Raw genomic sequence first — 14,807 nt, 5'->3', positions numbered from 1 at the left:
TTCCCAAGAGTAACTATTGGCGTTCCGGAGGCTGGTCGCCAAGGTCACCACGGGCGCGCGCCGCGAAAGCGATTCGGGACAAGTCTGACCCGTGCGCCTCTCTTGAGGCGTTCTCGACATCGAGTTCATGCATGGGTTTTGCACCCCGAGCTGCCTCGGGGGTGAGCCGCAATGCTCCATTGCCGCCCCGACGCGATGCGGGGTGGCTGCGCGGTGCCCCGAAAGGGGGGTTACGCCGTTTGCGGGTAGGCGATGATCGACAGGTATCGGGCGGGCAATTTGACCAGCGTTTCCGGCCCGTGCGGCGCATCCGCGTCGAAGAACAGCGTATCGCCGGGCTTCAGCGCATAGACATCGTTGCCGTGACGGTAGTCCACTTCTCCTTCCAGCATGTAGATCGTTTCGATCCCGTCATGCTGAAAGGTGGGGAAGACATCCGAAGTTTCGGAAAGGGTGATCAGGTAGGGCTCCACGACCACGCCGCTGGCGTTCGAGCCGATATGACCGAGAAGGTTGTACTGATGGCCGGCCCGTGTGCCCCTGCGTTCGATCTCGACACCCTTGCCGGCTTTGGTCAGCGTCGCGCCGCGATGCTCTTCGAAGCCGCGAAAGAACGATGTCAGTGGCACGCTGAGCGCATGTGACAGCGCCTGCAACGTGGTGAGTGATGGTGAGGTATTGCCGTTCTCGATCTTGGACAGCATGCCGATCGACAGGCCGGTTGCGTCGGCCAGTTCGTTGACGGTCATGTTCTGTTGTTTGCGAAAACTCCGGACTTCCTTGCCGATGGCAACTTCGAGCACCTTTTCACGCGCGTCGCGCAGGCGGTGCGGATCCTGAGCAAGGGGTTTGCGGTCTGCTACCATTTTCTCGCCTTCAAGTTTCATGGTCTCACCCGCTCGCAGTTTCATCCGATCAGCAACGCGCACACCATGAGTGTACTTCACTACTATGAATAGACATTAATATTAAGAAAAGGACAACGTGATGCTCTGTCGCGGGCTTTTGAAAGGCTGTTCTGCGTGATCAGGGGCGATCAGACCGGTCGCCAGCAGCACGTTTTGCCGCGCATGAACATGAGAGCTGCTTTCGCAGCGCTTCGTTGATGTGCTGGGTCATCGCCTTGAGCGCGAGTTCAGGCGTCGCGCGCGCAATACAGCCTGTGCAGGGTTTCCAGCACGGCGGCGACCTCCGGTGCCTTGACGCTGTAATAGATCGTCTGACCGTCGCGGCGCCCTTCGACCAGCCCGGCCTCTTTCAGCTTTTTGAGCTGCTGGGACATGGTTGGCTGCGACAGGCCGCAGGCCTGCGCCAGATCACCCACTGCGCGTTCGCCGTCGAGCAGGCGGCACAGGATCTGCAACCGCGCCTCTGACGCCAGCATCGTCATCAGCGCTGCCGCCCCGGCGATGTCGCCGTCCAGAAAGTCGTCCGAATGTTTCATATTCCGCCTATTGAATATTACGTAATTCGAATATATCGTTCTGTACAGATTGATCAAGGCCAGCCCGTCGGGAATGGCGGGCGCATAGTGGAGATGGAACATGGAAACTGAATTCACCCCCTGGGCCTCATTGGGAGGCGGCATGTTGATTGGCGCTTCGGCGGTGCTGCTGATGGCAACCAACGGGCGCATTGCGGGCATCAGCGGGCTGACGTCTCGGATCTTTGCCCGCGCGACCGGAAGCGAGGCGCGCGGCGTCTCGGCGCTTTTCGTGCTGGGATTGCTGCTCGCCGCGCCGCTCTGGCTGCTGGTGTCAGGCTCCTGGCCGACCCAATGGGTTCCATCGAGTCCCGTCTTGATGGCGCTGGCCGGGCTTCTGGTCGGCTTCGGCGCGACCTATGGCAATGGCTGCACTTCGGGGCACGGGGTATGCGGCATCAGCCGTGGTTCAGGCCGGTCGATCGTCGCCACAGCGACCTTCATGGCGACTGGCTTTGTTACTGTCCTTGTAATCCGTCACCTGATCGGAGCCTGACATGAAACAGTTTTTCGCGCTTCTTTCCGGTCTGATTTTCGGCCTTGGCCTGATCGTTTCGGGCATGGCCGATCCGGCCAAGGTGCTTAACTTTCTCGACCTCTTCGGCACCTGGGACCCAAGCCTGGCCTTCGTCATGGGGGGCGCCATCGCGGTGACCGCGCCGGGCTTCGCGTGGCTCACCCGCACACGACAGCAAACGTTCTTCGAGGGCGAGTTCCACATGCCGACGAAAACCGACCTCGACCCCAAGCTGCTGACCGGCTCGGCCATCTTCGGTATTGGCTGGGGCTTGGGCGGCTTCTGCCCCGGCCCGGCATTGACCGCGCTGCCGATGGCGGCGACCGGCACGCTGATCTTTGTGCCTTTCATGCTGGTTGGCATGTGGGTCGCGCGCCACACACCTGACCTGAGACCAACACCAAAAGAAGGAGCTGCCTCATGAGCGATCCCCTGAATACACCAGTCGTGCGTCACTCCCCTTCGACCGGCAAAGGAAGCCCCGATGTCTGGGGCATCTATGAGCCCGACACCGGATCGATCCAGTATATCTGCGCCGATCCAGCAACGAAGAAAGCCGCATTGATCGACGTGGTGTGGAACTTCAACCCGAAGAACTACCGCTTCTCGACCGACAGCATGGATCAGGTGCTGGACATCGTGAAGGAAGAAGGCTTGAGCGTGGAATGGGTGCTCGACACGCACCCCCATGCGGATCACGTCATGGCCTCGGCGCATCTGAAGGAGCGCACGGGAGCCCCCAACGCCATCGGCGCGCTGGTGCCAAAGATCGCGGGGATCTGGGCCGATCTCTACAACCTGCCCGACGCCTTTGACCCCCACCGCGATTTCGACCATCTTTTCGAGGAGGGCGAGACCTTCAAGATCGGCGATCTGGATGCGCGCGTAATGCTCTCGCCCGGTCACACGCTGGGATCGATCACTTACGTCTGCGGCGATGCGGCCTTTGTGCATGATACGCTGATGCAGCCCGATGCCGGCACCTCGCGCTCGGATTTTCCGGGCGGCAAAACGTCAGAGCTTTGGGACTCGATCCAGGAGATCCTCGCACTGCCCGGCAACACAAGGCTTTACATCGGGCATGATTACGGCACGAAAGAGCGCAAGGAGCCGAAATGGGAAGCGACTGTGGACGAGCACAAAGCCAACAACATCCACGTCAAGGACGGCACCACGTGCGAGGACTATATCGAACGCCGCCGAAAACGCGACGCGACGCTGGCGCTGCCCGATCGCATCCTCGCCGCCTTGCAGATCAACCTGCGGGGCGGGCGCCTGCCCAAGGCAGAGAATGACGGCAACCACTACCTGAAGCTGCCGGTGAACCGCTTCGACTGAGCCAGACCAGGTGACCCTTCGGGGGCACCTTTCCCCATGACGGATAGCTGACATGAGTTTGCCTTCGCTTGCGCGATACCTGCCGATTCTGGACTGGGGACGCCGCTATGACCGGGGCCAGTTTTACGGTGACATGATCGCGGCTGTGATCGTCACGGTCATGCTGATCCCGCAGTCGCTGGCCTATGCGCTGCTCGCGGGCATGCCGCCCGAGGCGGGGATCTACGCCTCGATTGCGCCCATCGTGCTTTACGCGATCTTCGGCACAAGCCGCGCATTGGCAGTGGGGCCGGTCGCGGTGGTTTCGCTGATGACTGCGGCGGCGGTGGGCAACATCGCCGAGAGCGGCACCGCGGGCTACATGACGGCGGCGCTGACGCTGGCGTTCCTGTCTGGCGCGATGCTGGTGGCGCTGGGGCTGTTCCGGCTGGGATTTCTGGCGAATTTCCTGTCACACCCGGTGATTGCCGGGTTTATCACCGCTTCCGGCATCCTGATCGCGGCCAGCCAGCTTCGGCACATCCTGGGTATCGAGGGCAAGGGCCACACGCTGATCGAGATCCTTCAGGCGCTATGGAACAATGTGGGCGAGACCAATGTCATTACCCTGATCCTTGGCGTCATCGCGACGGCCTTCCTCTTCTGGGTGCGCGGCGGCCTGAAACCGCTGCTTCGGCGTGCCGGTCTTGGTCCGCGCATGGCCGACATCGCGGCAAAGACCGGTCCGGTTCTGGCGATCGCCGGCACCACGCTGGCGGTCTGGGCCTTTGATCTGGAGAGCCGGGGCGTGGCCATCGTGGGCGAGGTGCCACAGGGCCTGCCGCCGCTTACCTTGCCGTCCTTTGCGCCCGAGCTGCTGTCGGATCTCTTCATCCCGGCGCTCTTGATCGCGATCATCGGCTTTGTCGAAAGCATCTCTGTTGCCCAGACACTGGCAGCCAAGAAACGCCAGCGCATCGACCCGGATCAGGAGCTGATCGGGCTGGGCAGCGCCAATCTCGGGGCGGCCTTTACCGGGGGCTTTCCGGTCACCGGTGGCTTTTCGCGCTCGGTTGTGAACTTCGACGCGGGTGCCGAGACGCCGGCGGCGGGCGCCTTTACCGCTGTGGGGCTCGCGCTGGCCGCGATGTTTCTGACGCCGCTGATCTATTTCGTGCCCAAGGCGACGCTTGCCGCGACGATCATCGTCGCGGTGCTGAGCCTCGTGGATTTCTCGATCCTCAAACGCGCATGGACTTTCAGCCGTGCCGATTTTGTCGCCGTCAGCGTGACGATCCTGCTGACGCTGTTTTTCGGGGTCGAGGCGGGGGTGAGCGCGGGCGTCATCACTTCGATCCTTGTGCATCTCTACAAGACCTCGCGGCCCCATATGGCCGTGGTGGGCCGGGTGCCGGGCACGGAGCATTTCCGCAACGTGCTGCGCCACGAGGTCGAGACCCAGCCGCATGTGCTGTCGCTGCGCGTAGATGAAAGCCTCTATTTCGCCAATGCGCGCTATCTGGAGGATCAGCTTTTGCGCCATGCCGCCGAGAAGCCTGAATTGACGGATGTCGTGCTGATGTTCTCGGCGGTGAACGAGATTGACCTCTCGGCACTGGAATCCCTTGAGGCCATCAACACGCGGCTGCGGGACGCTGAAATCCGCCTGCATCTGAGCGAGGTGAAAGGCCCGGTGATGGACCGTCTCAAGCGAAGCCATTTCCTAGATGAATTGACCGGAGAAGTGTTCCTCAGCCAACACGAGGCAATCCGTCGGCTTGAACGAACGAGTAAGCTGTGAATGGGCGTTCGGTTTTGACCCCGGAGAGGGATGATCGCTGTCCAGAATTTGGTTTTGGACTGGCGAAGAATGAGCTCCAAGCCTGCGGGGCAGGTCGCTCCGGCAGGCGCTGCTTCGCAAGACGTTGCGTCGAGATCTGTTCGTTGAGTCTGTCGGACGACTATCACTGCCATTCGCCGCGCGTTGGTTTGATATGTGTCAAGGCAAACGAGCGAAATGGATGGAAAGAAGACTTTATGTGCGACGCAGTACCTGCTGACGCGCCTCCATCACATGCCATCTGCGGACCAGTTGGAAACAGGTGTCTGAAAACCTGTCGATGCCCGATCCCGGACGCGAAAACGAGAAGGAAATACCGTGCGCAACATCAAGTTGGCCTTCTGGGGCGGTCTGGCTTTGCTGACCTTGATATGGATCGCTGTCGACCCGGGCGTTTTTCGCGCGGTGGGCCTTTGGGAATGGCGCGGATTCATGCAGCAGTATACCGGCATCATCGCCATGGGGTGCATGAGCGTTGCAATGATGCTGGCGTTGCGGCCCCGTTGGCCCGAGCGGTGGCTGCGCGGGCTGGACAAATCCTATCGGCTGCACAAATGGCTGGGGATCGGCGCGTTGGTGGTGTCCGTTACGCACTGGCTCTGGATAAAGGCGCCGAAATGGGCGGTGGGATGGGGGATGATCGCCCGTCCTGAACGCGGTGCCAAAGCGCCCGCCGAAAACCCGATTGAAGCTATTTTCCTTGATTATAGGCACGCCGCCGAGGCCGTTGGTGAATGGGCATTCTACGCGGCTGTCGCGTTGATCGTGATCGCGCTGTTGTCGCTCATTCCTTACCATTGGTTTCGCAAGTCACACCGTCTGTTTCCATTGGCCTATCTGGCGCTGGTGTTCCACACGATCATCCTGACCAAATTCGACTATTGGTTGACGCCACTCGGCGGAGTGCTGGCGTTTCTTTTGGCCGGAGGGACGTGGGCAGCCTTGGTGTCGCTTGCGGGGCGCATCGGTGCGTCAAGACGTGTGCAAGGCACCATCGCCAAGCTACACCAGTATCCCGGCGTGCGCGCCTTGGAGGCTGAAATCGATATGGCACCCGGCTGGCCCGGCCACAAACCCGGCCAGTTCGCCTTTGCCAAGTCGGACAAGTCCGAGGGCGCGCATCCCTATACCATAGCCTCTGCCTGGACGCCCGAGGAGCCGCGCATCACCTTCATCACCAAGGCCCTTGGCGATCACACCTCGCGCCTGGCCGATCGGTTGCGCGAAGGCCAAAGCGTACAGATCGAAGGCCCCTATGGCTGTTTCACCTTCGAGGACGACTGCCCAAGGCAGATCTGGATCGGCGGCGGCATCGGCATCACGCCCTTCATTGCCAAGATGCAGCACCTTGCCCAGACAGAAGAGGCGCGCAACGCAAAGACCATTGATCTGTTTCACTCGACAGCGGAGGTGGATGAGGACGCCCTCGCAAGGCTGACCCAGACGGCGGACGACGCCAATGTGCGGCTCCATCTCGTGATTGATTCAAGAGATGGACACTTGACCGGAGAACGCGTCCGCGAAGTGGTGCCGGATTGGCAGGAGGCAAGCATCTGGTTCTGCGGCCCGGCAGGTTTCGGCACGGCGCTCAGAGAGGATTTCGCAGCACAGGGCTGGCCCGTCAAAGAGCGATTCCATCAAGAGCTGTTCCAGATGCGTTGACAATTCGACGGTTCAATCTGCTCGGTACGTTTGCATAACGAGCAGCGCGCCACAGGTGCATCCGCCTTCGCAGAAGCCGGGGTCATGTGTCATTGGCTATCTCTCTTAGTGTTGAGCTCTCTGCCCGCCCTTGTGGACGGACAGGCAGGTTGAAACCTGCTGCGGATCCCGAAGGGCGAGATACCAGATGTCCCATGCCAGCGCCTGATCGACGATGCTCCGGACCGTGCTGTCAGCGGCATCGGTCGTGACATTGATGTCAATGCGGGTATCCAGCGGCGCGGCATTCCCCGAACCGAGGCCGAACAGCGCGGCATCGTCGAAATCCATTTCGACCGAGACATCGACGGCTTCGAAATGGACAGAATCCCGGGCGGCGAGCATCTTGACGGCCATCGCGACGCAGGCAGCAATGGCGGCACGGCCATGGAAACCCGGCGAAAGACCGGCGCATTCGCCACCCATCGCCTTGCCCATGTCGAGCATCATTTCGAAACGGCCCTGCGTGACATGGCAGGCCAGGCCCTCTCCGATGTGACCGATGGTTTTTACCGTGCTGCGTGCCTTGCTCGGGTCCGATTTCATGCGCGCGATCACCGCATTCTGTGCGTCACGGATATGCGCGTCGCGATCCGTGATCTGTAGGGGAGCGGTCAAATGTTGGGTCATGTTGTTCTTCTTTCGGTTCAGGCCGCTTGGCAGCCGGTGGACTGGATGAGGTGATCGGCAAGGGCGGCGGCATCGGCGCCGACACCGTCAATCAGCGATGACTTGCGGCTGCGCAGGAAGGGGAGCCCCAGGATGTAGAGGCCCGGCGCGACGCGGCCGTCGCGATGGGAAATCCGTCCCTTGTGGTCGAACACGGGCAGGTGAAGCCAGCTGAAATCCGGCCGGAACCCGGTGGCCCAGATGACGGTCGAAATCTGCCCTTTCGCGAGGTCAAGCCGGAGCGTCGGGCAGGGGGGGGGCTTGGTTGCGGGGAACCGCTCGGGTGATGCAAGGCCGTCGATGCCGGCCTTGTCGGCCCAGGTGTCGAACGCCGCCAATGCCCGGTTCATTTTCAAATCGGACAGCATCGCCGCATTGGCCAAGCCGCCGGAGAACAGGGCCTCACCGGCACGAATATCGGCAAGGCGACCAACCACGTCGACGCCCGCCCGTTGGAGCGCATTGAGATCCAGGAATTGCGCCGTGCCATCGCCGACGAGTTGCAGCGATGGCACGGCGCGGGCGCGGGCAAGATCGTCGATCTCGGCGGTCGTGGTTGCGAGCAGCCCGGACTGCTCCATCCACCATTGGATGTCACGCCCGCGATAATGCCGTGGCATGCGGATGTGCTGACCTGCCGCGAGGGTTACCGGGTGGACGGCAGCCCGGATTTCGGACGCAAGCTGGACACCCGTAGCGGAAGCGCCGACCACAAGAACACCGCCAGCGCGCAGTTGGGACGGGTTGCGATAGTCCAACGGGCTCAGCTGGGTGATATGTTCGGGAAGCGCTGCGGCACAGGCGGGTACATGCGCGCCGTTGCAGGCGCCGCTTGCCAAAACCAGATTGCGGCAGGACCAGATGCCCTTGTCCGTCGCCACCCGGTATCCGTCACCCATGCGGGAGACGGAGGTGACATTGGTCTGTGTTTCCACCGGGGCAGCGATCGCTTTGGCGTATCCGTCAAGGAAGCCGACGACACCGGCCATGTCCATAAAACCGTCCGGGTTGGATCCGGTATAGGCGTAGCCGGGCAATCGGCTTTGCCAGTTCGGGGTCAGAAGTCGCAGGCTGTCCCAGCGTTCCGTCGCCCAGGAATTGGCGACCTTGCCGCGCTCGAGAAGCACATGCGGCACCGCGCGTTGTTGCAGGCAATAGCTCATGGCCAGACCGGCCTGTCCGGCGCCGATGACGATCGTGTGGATGCTTCTCATGGGGTGGTTCCTCTTCTGGACTTCCAGCGTTTCCGGAAAGTTTGCGGCTACTGCTTCTTGCGGGGAGCCGCGGGATAGCGTTCCGCCGGGGATTTGGGGTGTGGCCTGTAGTGGCCGAGGTCGAAGCGGGTGAGGCCGCGCAGATACTTGGGAGCGATATACATTGGTGTTCCTTTCGGTTGAGAGTTGGCTGGCAATCGGCCGGACCGCGGGCCCGGCCGATTGCGCGGTTCGTGTTACGCGACGGTGACGGCGACGTTCGTCGGGTTGGTCAGGATGTCGAACAGGGCAGAGCGTTTCTGCGACTGGGCTACCAGCGCGCGGATGTCTTCGTCGCTTGCGTCGGCGTCAATCTCGAAGTTCACGCGAATGGCCGAAAAGCCATTGCGGATTTCGGGATCCATACCGAGGATGCCCTGGACATCGATATCGCCTTCGACATTGGCGCGCACCGAACGCAACTGGATGCCGCGATGCTGGGCGACAGCCGCCACGCCGCCAGTCAGGCAACTGGCCAGGGCCGACAGCACGATTTCGGTCGGGGTCGGGGCGCGGTCTGCCGCGGCGAAGACTTCCGGGTGATCGGATTCGATCGAGAAGGTCCGCTTGCGTTCATGCTCCTGGCCGAGACCGAAATAGCCGTTGATGGTGTTGCGGTTGAAGGTGCCTTCGATCCAGTCGCAGGTGCTCTTGAAGGTGAACTGCGCTGCGACAGGGGTTTCGGCAAACGCGCCGCGCGCGCCGATGAGGGCTTCGGTGTTGACGCCGTTGTTGGCGGGGGTCGTGGTGGTGTTCAAGATGTTCATGGTGTCTTCCTTTGGATTTGAGATTGGGTTGAGGTTGGTCGTGTCGTTGCAAAGATGCAGTTTGATCGCCGCCAATCGGCGGACGCTTTCAGCGAGAGCGTGCCGGGGTCGGGCTCAGAGCGGGTAGGCCCTGTCGTCGACGTGCACGATGCCGACATCCCGCAGAATATGCGGCGCGAGATGTTGGGTTGCCGTGAAGTCGCGCCGAGCGTCGCGGGCTGCGCGGCGGGCTTGGCGGATGTCGTGGAATTTTCTGATCATGTCTGTCTCCATCGTTGTTTGTTTCGCGATGAAGACACTTTCGCCAATCTGCGTTTCGGTTTGATTTCGTCCCGGCCGCAGATGTGCTTCAGTTGTTTGCGCTTGTGTGGGCGCACTGAAACGCATGAAACAAATGGTGCCGGGTCCTGAAACACGACTGAAACCCAAGGCGCTCGCTACACAGTTTATTCGGTTTGGAGATGGTTTTCTCTGTATCGGGGGGGGGATTTCAGGTGGCGTCATGGTGGCGGTCTTTGCCGGGAGAAGTCGCCCGGAAAACCACCTTTCGCAGCGCCCAACCTTCGCGCGTCGCGCGCTGTGCCCAACGTGGCTGAGCGGAAGGAAGCAACTGTAAAGCTTGCCTGACGGAAGAACCTTGTCGCATAATCTCTGTACGGCAAAAGAATATGTGCACTGGAAATGCCGCCAAACGGGACGTTTCAACGATGGAAAAAACTCTCTTTGAAAAATACGGCGGCTTTTCGTTCGTCAGCCGGATTGTAATGGATCTCTATGATCGCCTGCTTGACGATGACGATGTCGGCCCATTTTTCGACGATGTGGAAATGTCGCGGATCGTCGATCACCAGACCAAGTTCGTCTCGTCCCTGATGGGCGGTCCCGCAACCTATACCGACGATCAGATTGCCCGGATGCATGAGCGTCTGGATATCGGCTCCGCGCATTTCGACCAGTTGAAGGTTCTGCTGACCCAGACGCTGACTGACCACGGCCTTGCCCCGGAGGATGTCGCCACGATCGTCGGCGCGTTCGAAGTGCGGCGTGGACTGGTTGTGGACCAATGATCGAGGCAATCAACGAACAGCTCCTTCGTGCAATAGGAGTGGGTGTCGCGCTGCTCGATCTCGATACGCTCAGAGTGCGGTTCCACAATGATACGTTCAAGGAATGGTTCGGCGAGATCGAGATCGGTCTGCCACTTCAGGATCTTTTTGCGGATCTCGACAACGTCGCTCTGAAGGAGGCGTTGGAAAATCCCGGTCGGTACACCACCGAGACGTCCTTTCGAGTCCGACGCCGCACGATGACTGTCGCGATGAACTTTAACCGGGCGCTCGACCGGGGGGGGGAGAGCATCGCGGTGCTGGTGTGTCAGAACATCAGCCGGATCAAGGAACTTGAATCGATGATCGACTCCTACTCGATGATGGTCGAGCGCAACACGCGCGAGATCAAACGCGAGAAGGAGCAGGTCGAGAAGCTGCTTTTGAACATGATGCCCCGGTCCGTCTATGAGGAGTACAAGACTTTCGGCATTGTCACGCCACGGCTCTATGACCCGGTCTCGGCGATCTGCCTCGATTTCAGCCGCTTCGCCGAGATGGCAGGGGAACACGATCCTGGCGTGATCGTTTCCGAGCTGAACGACATCTACACCGCTTTCGACCGGATTGGAGAGCAATTCGGATGCGTTCGAATCCGGGCGGTTGGTGATCTATACATTGCCATTGCGGGGATGCCTGACCCAGCCGAGGATCACGCCCAAGCGGCGGCCAGCGCAGCGGTACGCTTTTTGCGCTATCTCGACCAGCGAAACCAAAGTCATCCCATCAAATGGGCCTGTCGCGTCGGCATCTCTTCGGGGTCGGTGATCGGGTCGGTCGTCGGGGTGCAGAAATACATCTACGACGTCTTTGGCCCGGCCGTGATCCACGCCAGCACCCTGCGCTACTGGGCGAAGCCCATGAAGATCGTGGTCGACCAGCGCGTCGCCGCCCAGATCGACAGCGGGTTCGAGACCACTTCCGTGGGTGAAACGGAGCTGAATCCCGGTACGCCTGAAGAGGTGTTCGCGATCGAGCTGGCAACGCTTCAGGATCGGGAGCAACGCTAGGATGGCCGTCGGCAGAGCAATGGGCGATGCCGACCAGGCCGTAGTCATGAGCGAAGTTCTCGACGCGCTGCCCGAGGGGATCGCGATTTTCGACGACGACGCCTTACTGACCTATTGCAACACTGTTTTCCGAAGCAGGGAAGTCACCGATATCGCCCATCTCCTCGTGCCTGGTCTGGCTTGGGACATGATGTTGCGGGCACTTGAAACGCGGGGGGTGATCTCGGCCGAGACCGCCGGGCAACTTCGGCATATGGAAGCCCAACTCGGAACCGGCATCGATGTTCCGGCGCTGGAATTCCGGATGCCCGAGGGGCGCATCCTGCGGGCCAATTTGCGACAGACTTCCACCAATGGCTTTTTCCTGTTTGTCCGGGATGTCTCGGCGAGCCGCAAGCTGGTGGAAAACTCTCAGGACGCGGATGAACTGCTGGCCAAGGTGCTGGAAGCCTGCCCGGCGAATGTCGTGATGTCGCGCGTCGGCGACGGCAGCATCCTGTACCGCTCTCCTGCTGCGACCGAATTGCTGGGCACCACGCGACATGCGCATGCCCATTTCGCCTCGCGCACCGAGCGGGGGGATTTCATCACCGCGCTGCTGCCTGACGGGCGCGTGGATGACATGCCGATTGCCGGGCTCCGCCCTGACGGTACGCGGTTTCCCTGTCTCATCTCCGCCCGGCTGATCGAATACCGAGGCGAGGAGGTGATGGTTTCCTCCACTGTTGACATATCAAAGGAAGTGGCGCTGCGCCGAACCCTGGCAGATCAGCGCGAGCAGATTTTTCAGGCCGAGAAAATGTCGGCGCTCGGTGAACTTCTGGCTGGTGTGGCACACGAGTTGAACAATCCGCTGTCCGTCGTGGTCGGACATGCTTTGATGCTCAGGGAAGAGGATATCGACCCGGAAACCCGGCGCCGCGTCGAAAAGATATCGGATGCTGCGGAGCGTTGCACCCGGATCGTGAAATCCTTCCTCGCCATGGCGCGCCAGCAGCCCGTGCGGCTGGTCCCGATTGACCTGCGCGAAATGCTTGAGACCGCTGTCGATGCCTTGGAGAATGGAACCGAAGGGTTGTCGACGCCTGTCGAGATCAGCTGCGATACGACGCTGCCCGCGATACGGGGTGATATCCACCAGTTGGGACAGGTCGTCATCAACCTCGTTACCAATGCAGATCAGGCAATCCGGGAAAGCGGCAAAGGTGACCACATCCGCCTGTCGCTGACCCACGACGCTACAGGGGGCACGGTGGAGCTTGTTGTCGCGGATAACGGCCCCGGGGTTCCGAACGAGATCCAGCGGCGTATCTTCGATCCGCTCTTTACCACCAAGGCCGCCGGCTCGGGCACCGGGCTCGGGCTTGCGCTCGCGCACCGCGTCGTGGAAGCCCATTCCGGACACTTGCGGATCGATCCGGACCGGGGCACAGGCGCCACTTTCCGGATCACCTTGCCGGTTACGGTTGCCGACACGCAGCCTGACGCGCGCGAGCAGGATGCAATCATCAATCAGGCCCTCGAACAGCGCATCCTCGTCGTGGATGACGAACAGGAAGTGGCCAGTCTGATCCGCGAGATCCTGGCAAGGGATGGCTTCAGGGTCGATGCGGTTCCCAGTGCCGAGGCGGCGCTGGAACGCTTGCAGAGCTGCGACTATGCGTTGATCCTGACGGATCTGAACATGCCGGGCCTTGGCGGGCGCGGTTTCTACGAACATCTCCTGCGCGAACAGCCAGCCAATGCCCGTCGGACCGCCTTTGTCACCGGCGACACCATGAGCGCGCAGGCGCGCGGATTTCTTGACGGGGTCGGGCGGCCGTTCATCGAAAAGCCGATTGCGCCAAAAGACCTTCGCAGGTTGACCCGCGAAATACTCAGCACGGAGGCTCTGCCATGAGCGATCACGTCATCGTTTGCGACGACGAAACCGAAGTGCGCGAGATGCTGGGCGAATATCTGGCAAAACGTGGATTCGAGGTTCGGATGGCTGGCAATGCGGTTGAACTCCGCGCCCTGATCGAATCCGACAAGCCGGATCTCGTGCTTCTCGACATCAACATGCCGGGCGAGGATGGGCTGTCTGTCCTGCGCTCGCTTCAGGGGCCGGATCGGCCGTTTGTCATCATGCTGACTGCCGCCGACGATGTGGTGGACCGGGTCGTTGGGCTGGAAATGGGGGCCGACGATTATCTAGGAAAGCCGGTCGATCTGCGCGAACTTGCCTCGCGGATCAAGGCCGTTCTGCGGCGACGGGAGGTCGTCGCGGCACCGGAACCTCCGCGCGAACGCTATCCTTTCGGAAAAACCTGGCTGGACCTCGACGCCGCGAAGCTGCTGGACGAGTACGGCGTCGAGGTGCCGCTGACCTCGATGGAGTTCAACCTCCTGAAGCTCTTTGCCCGCAACAAGGGACGGGTGCTCAATCGCGATCAGATACTTGAGGGCGCGCATGACCGGTCATGGGATCCCTTCGACCGCTCTATCGACATCCGGATCTCGCGGATCCGCAAGAAGATCGAGACCAATCCGCAGAACCCCGAGGTGATCCGCACCGTGCGCGGTGTCGGCTATATCTACGATCCCGGCTGAAACAATCGAAACACCGCGCCCAAACCGATGAAATCGGACTGAAACGAGGGTAGCAGACATTGGTGGCATCAATTTTAAAGGATGCCACCAATGAATCTCCCAACCGATACCGTCGCCCTGATCCGGGAAAGCTGGGCCGTTCTCGCCCGCGATCCGGACGCGCTTGCCGCCGGATTCTACAATGAATTCTTCCGTGTCGCGCCACAATTCCGACCAATGTTCGCAGGCACTGACCTGCCGGCGCAGCGCAAGAAACTGGTCGCGGCTCTGGCCCTTGTCGTGCGTCATGCAGACAACCTCAGACCTGTGATCGAACCGCTTCGGGAAATGGGCAGCCGTCATTCCGACTATGGCGTCACCGATGACGATTATGCCGTTGTCGGCGCCGCGCTGCTGACCACGATGGAACGCCAGCTGGGCCCGATCTTCAGTGTTGCCATGCGCGACGCTTGGGCCGCGGCCTATGGCGCGGTCGCCACGACGATGCAGGCCGGCGCCGCAACCCATCGCAACGTCGCGTGATCCTGCAAACTCACACACGCGCGCGCCCAG

At 61.1% G+C, this 14,807-nt stretch carries 16 protein-coding genes; 10 read left to right on the top strand and 6 right to left on the bottom strand.

Annotated features, from left to right (window positions below; all coding sequences use genetic code 11):
* Positions 1 to 230: 230 nt before the first annotated feature.
* Together O3306_RS03425 and O3306_RS03420 are read right to left on the bottom strand one after the other, a co-directional pair.
* On the bottom strand, positions 231 to 887 hold the full coding sequence (locus tag O3306_RS03425) for a helix-turn-helix domain-containing protein (RefSeq protein ID WP_272003341.1): 657 nt from the start codon (positions 885 to 887) through the stop codon (positions 231 to 233).
* 248 nt (positions 888 to 1,135) lie between these two features.
* Positions 1,136 to 1,444, bottom strand: coding sequence for an ArsR/SmtB family transcription factor (locus tag O3306_RS03420; RefSeq protein ID WP_272003338.1), 309 nt, complete (start codon positions 1,442 to 1,444; stop codon positions 1,136 to 1,138).
* A gap of 100 nt (positions 1,445 to 1,544) precedes the next feature.
* On the opposite strand from O3306_RS03420, the gene O3306_RS03415 reads away from it, so the two are divergent.
* The 5 genes from O3306_RS03415 to O3306_RS03395 all read left to right on the top strand — a co-directional run bounded on the left by O3306_RS03415 (position 1,545) and on the right by O3306_RS03395 (position 6,819).
* Entirely contained in the window at positions 1,545 to 1,979 is a 435-nt protein-coding gene (locus O3306_RS03415; RefSeq protein WP_272003335.1) for a YeeE/YedE family protein, read from the top strand.
* Position 1,980: 1 nt separating this feature from the next.
* Positions 1,981 to 2,424 (top strand): YeeE/YedE family protein, encoded by a 444-nt coding sequence (locus O3306_RS03410; RefSeq protein WP_272003333.1) that lies wholly within the window; start codon positions 1,981 to 1,983, stop codon positions 2,422 to 2,424.
* On the top strand, positions 2,421 to 3,338 hold the full coding sequence (locus tag O3306_RS03405; RefSeq protein ID WP_272003330.1) for an MBL fold metallo-hydrolase: 918 nt from the start codon (positions 2,421 to 2,423) through the stop codon (positions 3,336 to 3,338). Before O3306_RS03410 ends, O3306_RS03405 begins: the two co-directional genes overlap by 4 nt.
* A 52-nt stretch (positions 3,339 to 3,390) precedes the next feature.
* Positions 3,391 to 5,118: a SulP family inorganic anion transporter gene (locus tag O3306_RS03400; protein WP_272003327.1), complete on the top strand. Its 1,728-nt coding sequence runs from the start codon at positions 3,391 to 3,393 to the stop codon at positions 5,116 to 5,118.
* Positions 5,119 to 5,475: 357 nt separating this feature from the next.
* Complete coding sequence (locus O3306_RS03395; protein ID WP_272003324.1) at positions 5,476 to 6,819, top strand: ferredoxin reductase family protein; 1,344 nt, start codon at positions 5,476 to 5,478, stop codon at positions 6,817 to 6,819.
* Between the two features lie 105 nt (positions 6,820 to 6,924).
* Here O3306_RS03395 and O3306_RS03390 read toward each other — a convergent pair whose 3' ends face one another.
* From O3306_RS03390 to O3306_RS03375, 4 genes are all read right to left on the bottom strand, one after another.
* Positions 6,925 to 7,488, bottom strand: coding sequence for an OsmC family protein (locus tag O3306_RS03390; RefSeq protein WP_272003322.1), 564 nt, complete (start codon positions 7,486 to 7,488; stop codon positions 6,925 to 6,927).
* A gap of 17 nt (positions 7,489 to 7,505) precedes the next feature.
* Entirely contained in the window at positions 7,506 to 8,741 is a 1,236-nt protein-coding gene (locus O3306_RS03385) for an NAD(P)-binding domain-containing protein (RefSeq protein WP_272003320.1), read from the bottom strand.
* 236 nt (positions 8,742 to 8,977) lie between these two features.
* Positions 8,978 to 9,622 carry an OsmC family protein gene (locus O3306_RS03380; protein ID WP_272003319.1) on the bottom strand — a complete coding sequence of 215 codons (645 nt, stop codon included), beginning with the start codon at positions 9,620 to 9,622 and terminating at the stop codon, positions 8,978 to 8,980.
* 39 nt (positions 9,623 to 9,661) lie between these two features.
* Positions 9,662 to 9,934, bottom strand: a complete 273-nt coding sequence (locus tag O3306_RS03375; protein WP_272003317.1) for a hypothetical protein — start codon at positions 9,932 to 9,934, stop codon at positions 9,662 to 9,664.
* Between the two features lie 320 nt (positions 9,935 to 10,254).
* On the opposite strand from O3306_RS03375, the gene O3306_RS03370 reads away from it, so the two are divergent.
* The 5 genes from O3306_RS03370 to O3306_RS03350 all read left to right on the top strand — a co-directional run bounded on the left by O3306_RS03370 (position 10,255) and on the right by O3306_RS03350 (position 14,777).
* Entirely contained in the window at positions 10,255 to 10,614 is a 360-nt protein-coding gene (locus tag O3306_RS03370) for a group I truncated hemoglobin (RefSeq protein WP_272003315.1), read from the top strand.
* Complete coding sequence (locus tag O3306_RS03365) at positions 10,611 to 11,663, top strand: adenylate/guanylate cyclase domain-containing protein (protein WP_272003312.1); 1,053 nt, start codon at positions 10,611 to 10,613, stop codon at positions 11,661 to 11,663. Before O3306_RS03370 ends, O3306_RS03365 begins: the two co-directional genes overlap by 4 nt.
* 1 nt (position 11,664) lies before the next feature.
* Complete coding sequence (locus O3306_RS03360) at positions 11,665 to 13,563, top strand: hybrid sensor histidine kinase/response regulator (RefSeq protein ID WP_272003311.1); 1,899 nt, start codon at positions 11,665 to 11,667, stop codon at positions 13,561 to 13,563.
* On the top strand, positions 13,560 to 14,255 hold the full coding sequence (locus O3306_RS03355; protein ID WP_272003308.1) for a response regulator: 696 nt from the start codon (positions 13,560 to 13,562) through the stop codon (positions 14,253 to 14,255). The genes O3306_RS03360 and O3306_RS03355 overlap by 4 nt, the downstream gene beginning before the upstream one ends.
* A 90-nt stretch (positions 14,256 to 14,345) precedes the next feature.
* Positions 14,346 to 14,777 (top strand): globin domain-containing protein, encoded by a 432-nt coding sequence (locus O3306_RS03350; RefSeq protein WP_272003305.1) that lies wholly within the window; start codon positions 14,346 to 14,348, stop codon positions 14,775 to 14,777.
* The last annotated feature ends 30 nt before the right edge of the window (positions 14,778 to 14,807 follow it).

It is taken from the genome of Roseovarius sp. ZX-A-9 (genome assembly GCF_028369135.1).
Classification (GTDB): Bacteria; Pseudomonadota; Alphaproteobacteria; order Rhodobacterales; family Rhodobacteraceae; genus Roseovarius.
Note: the sequence above shows the minus strand (reverse complement) of the source record. Positions and strands in the feature narration are given on the sequence as shown.

Coding starts and splice junctions, on each gene's coding strand:
- O3306_RS03425 (WP_272003341.1), bottom strand. CDS start 887: ATGAAACTTGAAGGCGAGAAAATGGTAGCAGACCGCAAACCCCTTGCT.
- O3306_RS03420 (WP_272003338.1), bottom strand. CDS start 1,444: ATGAAACATTCGGACGACTTTCTGGACGGCGACATCGCCGGGGCGGCA.
- O3306_RS03415 (WP_272003335.1), top strand. CDS start 1,545: ATGGAAACTGAATTCACCCCCTGGGCCTCATTGGGAGGCGGCATGTTG.
- O3306_RS03410 (WP_272003333.1), top strand. CDS start 1,981: ATGAAACAGTTTTTCGCGCTTCTTTCCGGTCTGATTTTCGGCCTTGGC.
- O3306_RS03405 (WP_272003330.1), top strand. CDS start 2,421: ATGAGCGATCCCCTGAATACACCAGTCGTGCGTCACTCCCCTTCGACC.
- O3306_RS03400 (WP_272003327.1), top strand. CDS start 3,391: ATGAGTTTGCCTTCGCTTGCGCGATACCTGCCGATTCTGGACTGGGGA.
- O3306_RS03390 (WP_272003322.1), bottom strand. CDS start 7,488: ATGACCCAACATTTGACCGCTCCCCTACAGATCACGGATCGCGACGCG.
- O3306_RS03385 (WP_272003320.1), bottom strand. CDS start 8,741: ATGAGAAGCATCCACACGATCGTCATCGGCGCCGGACAGGCCGGTCTG.
- O3306_RS03375 (WP_272003317.1), bottom strand. CDS start 9,934: ATGCGTTTCAGTGCGCCCACACAAGCGCAAACAACTGAAGCACATCTG.
- O3306_RS03370 (WP_272003315.1), top strand. CDS start 10,255: ATGGAAAAAACTCTCTTTGAAAAATACGGCGGCTTTTCGTTCGTCAGC.
- O3306_RS03365 (WP_272003312.1), top strand. CDS start 10,611: ATGATCGAGGCAATCAACGAACAGCTCCTTCGTGCAATAGGAGTGGGT.
- O3306_RS03360 (WP_272003311.1), top strand. CDS start 11,665: ATGGCCGTCGGCAGAGCAATGGGCGATGCCGACCAGGCCGTAGTCATG.
- O3306_RS03355 (WP_272003308.1), top strand. CDS start 13,560: ATGAGCGATCACGTCATCGTTTGCGACGACGAAACCGAAGTGCGCGAG.
- O3306_RS03350 (WP_272003305.1), top strand. CDS start 14,346: ATGAATCTCCCAACCGATACCGTCGCCCTGATCCGGGAAAGCTGGGCC.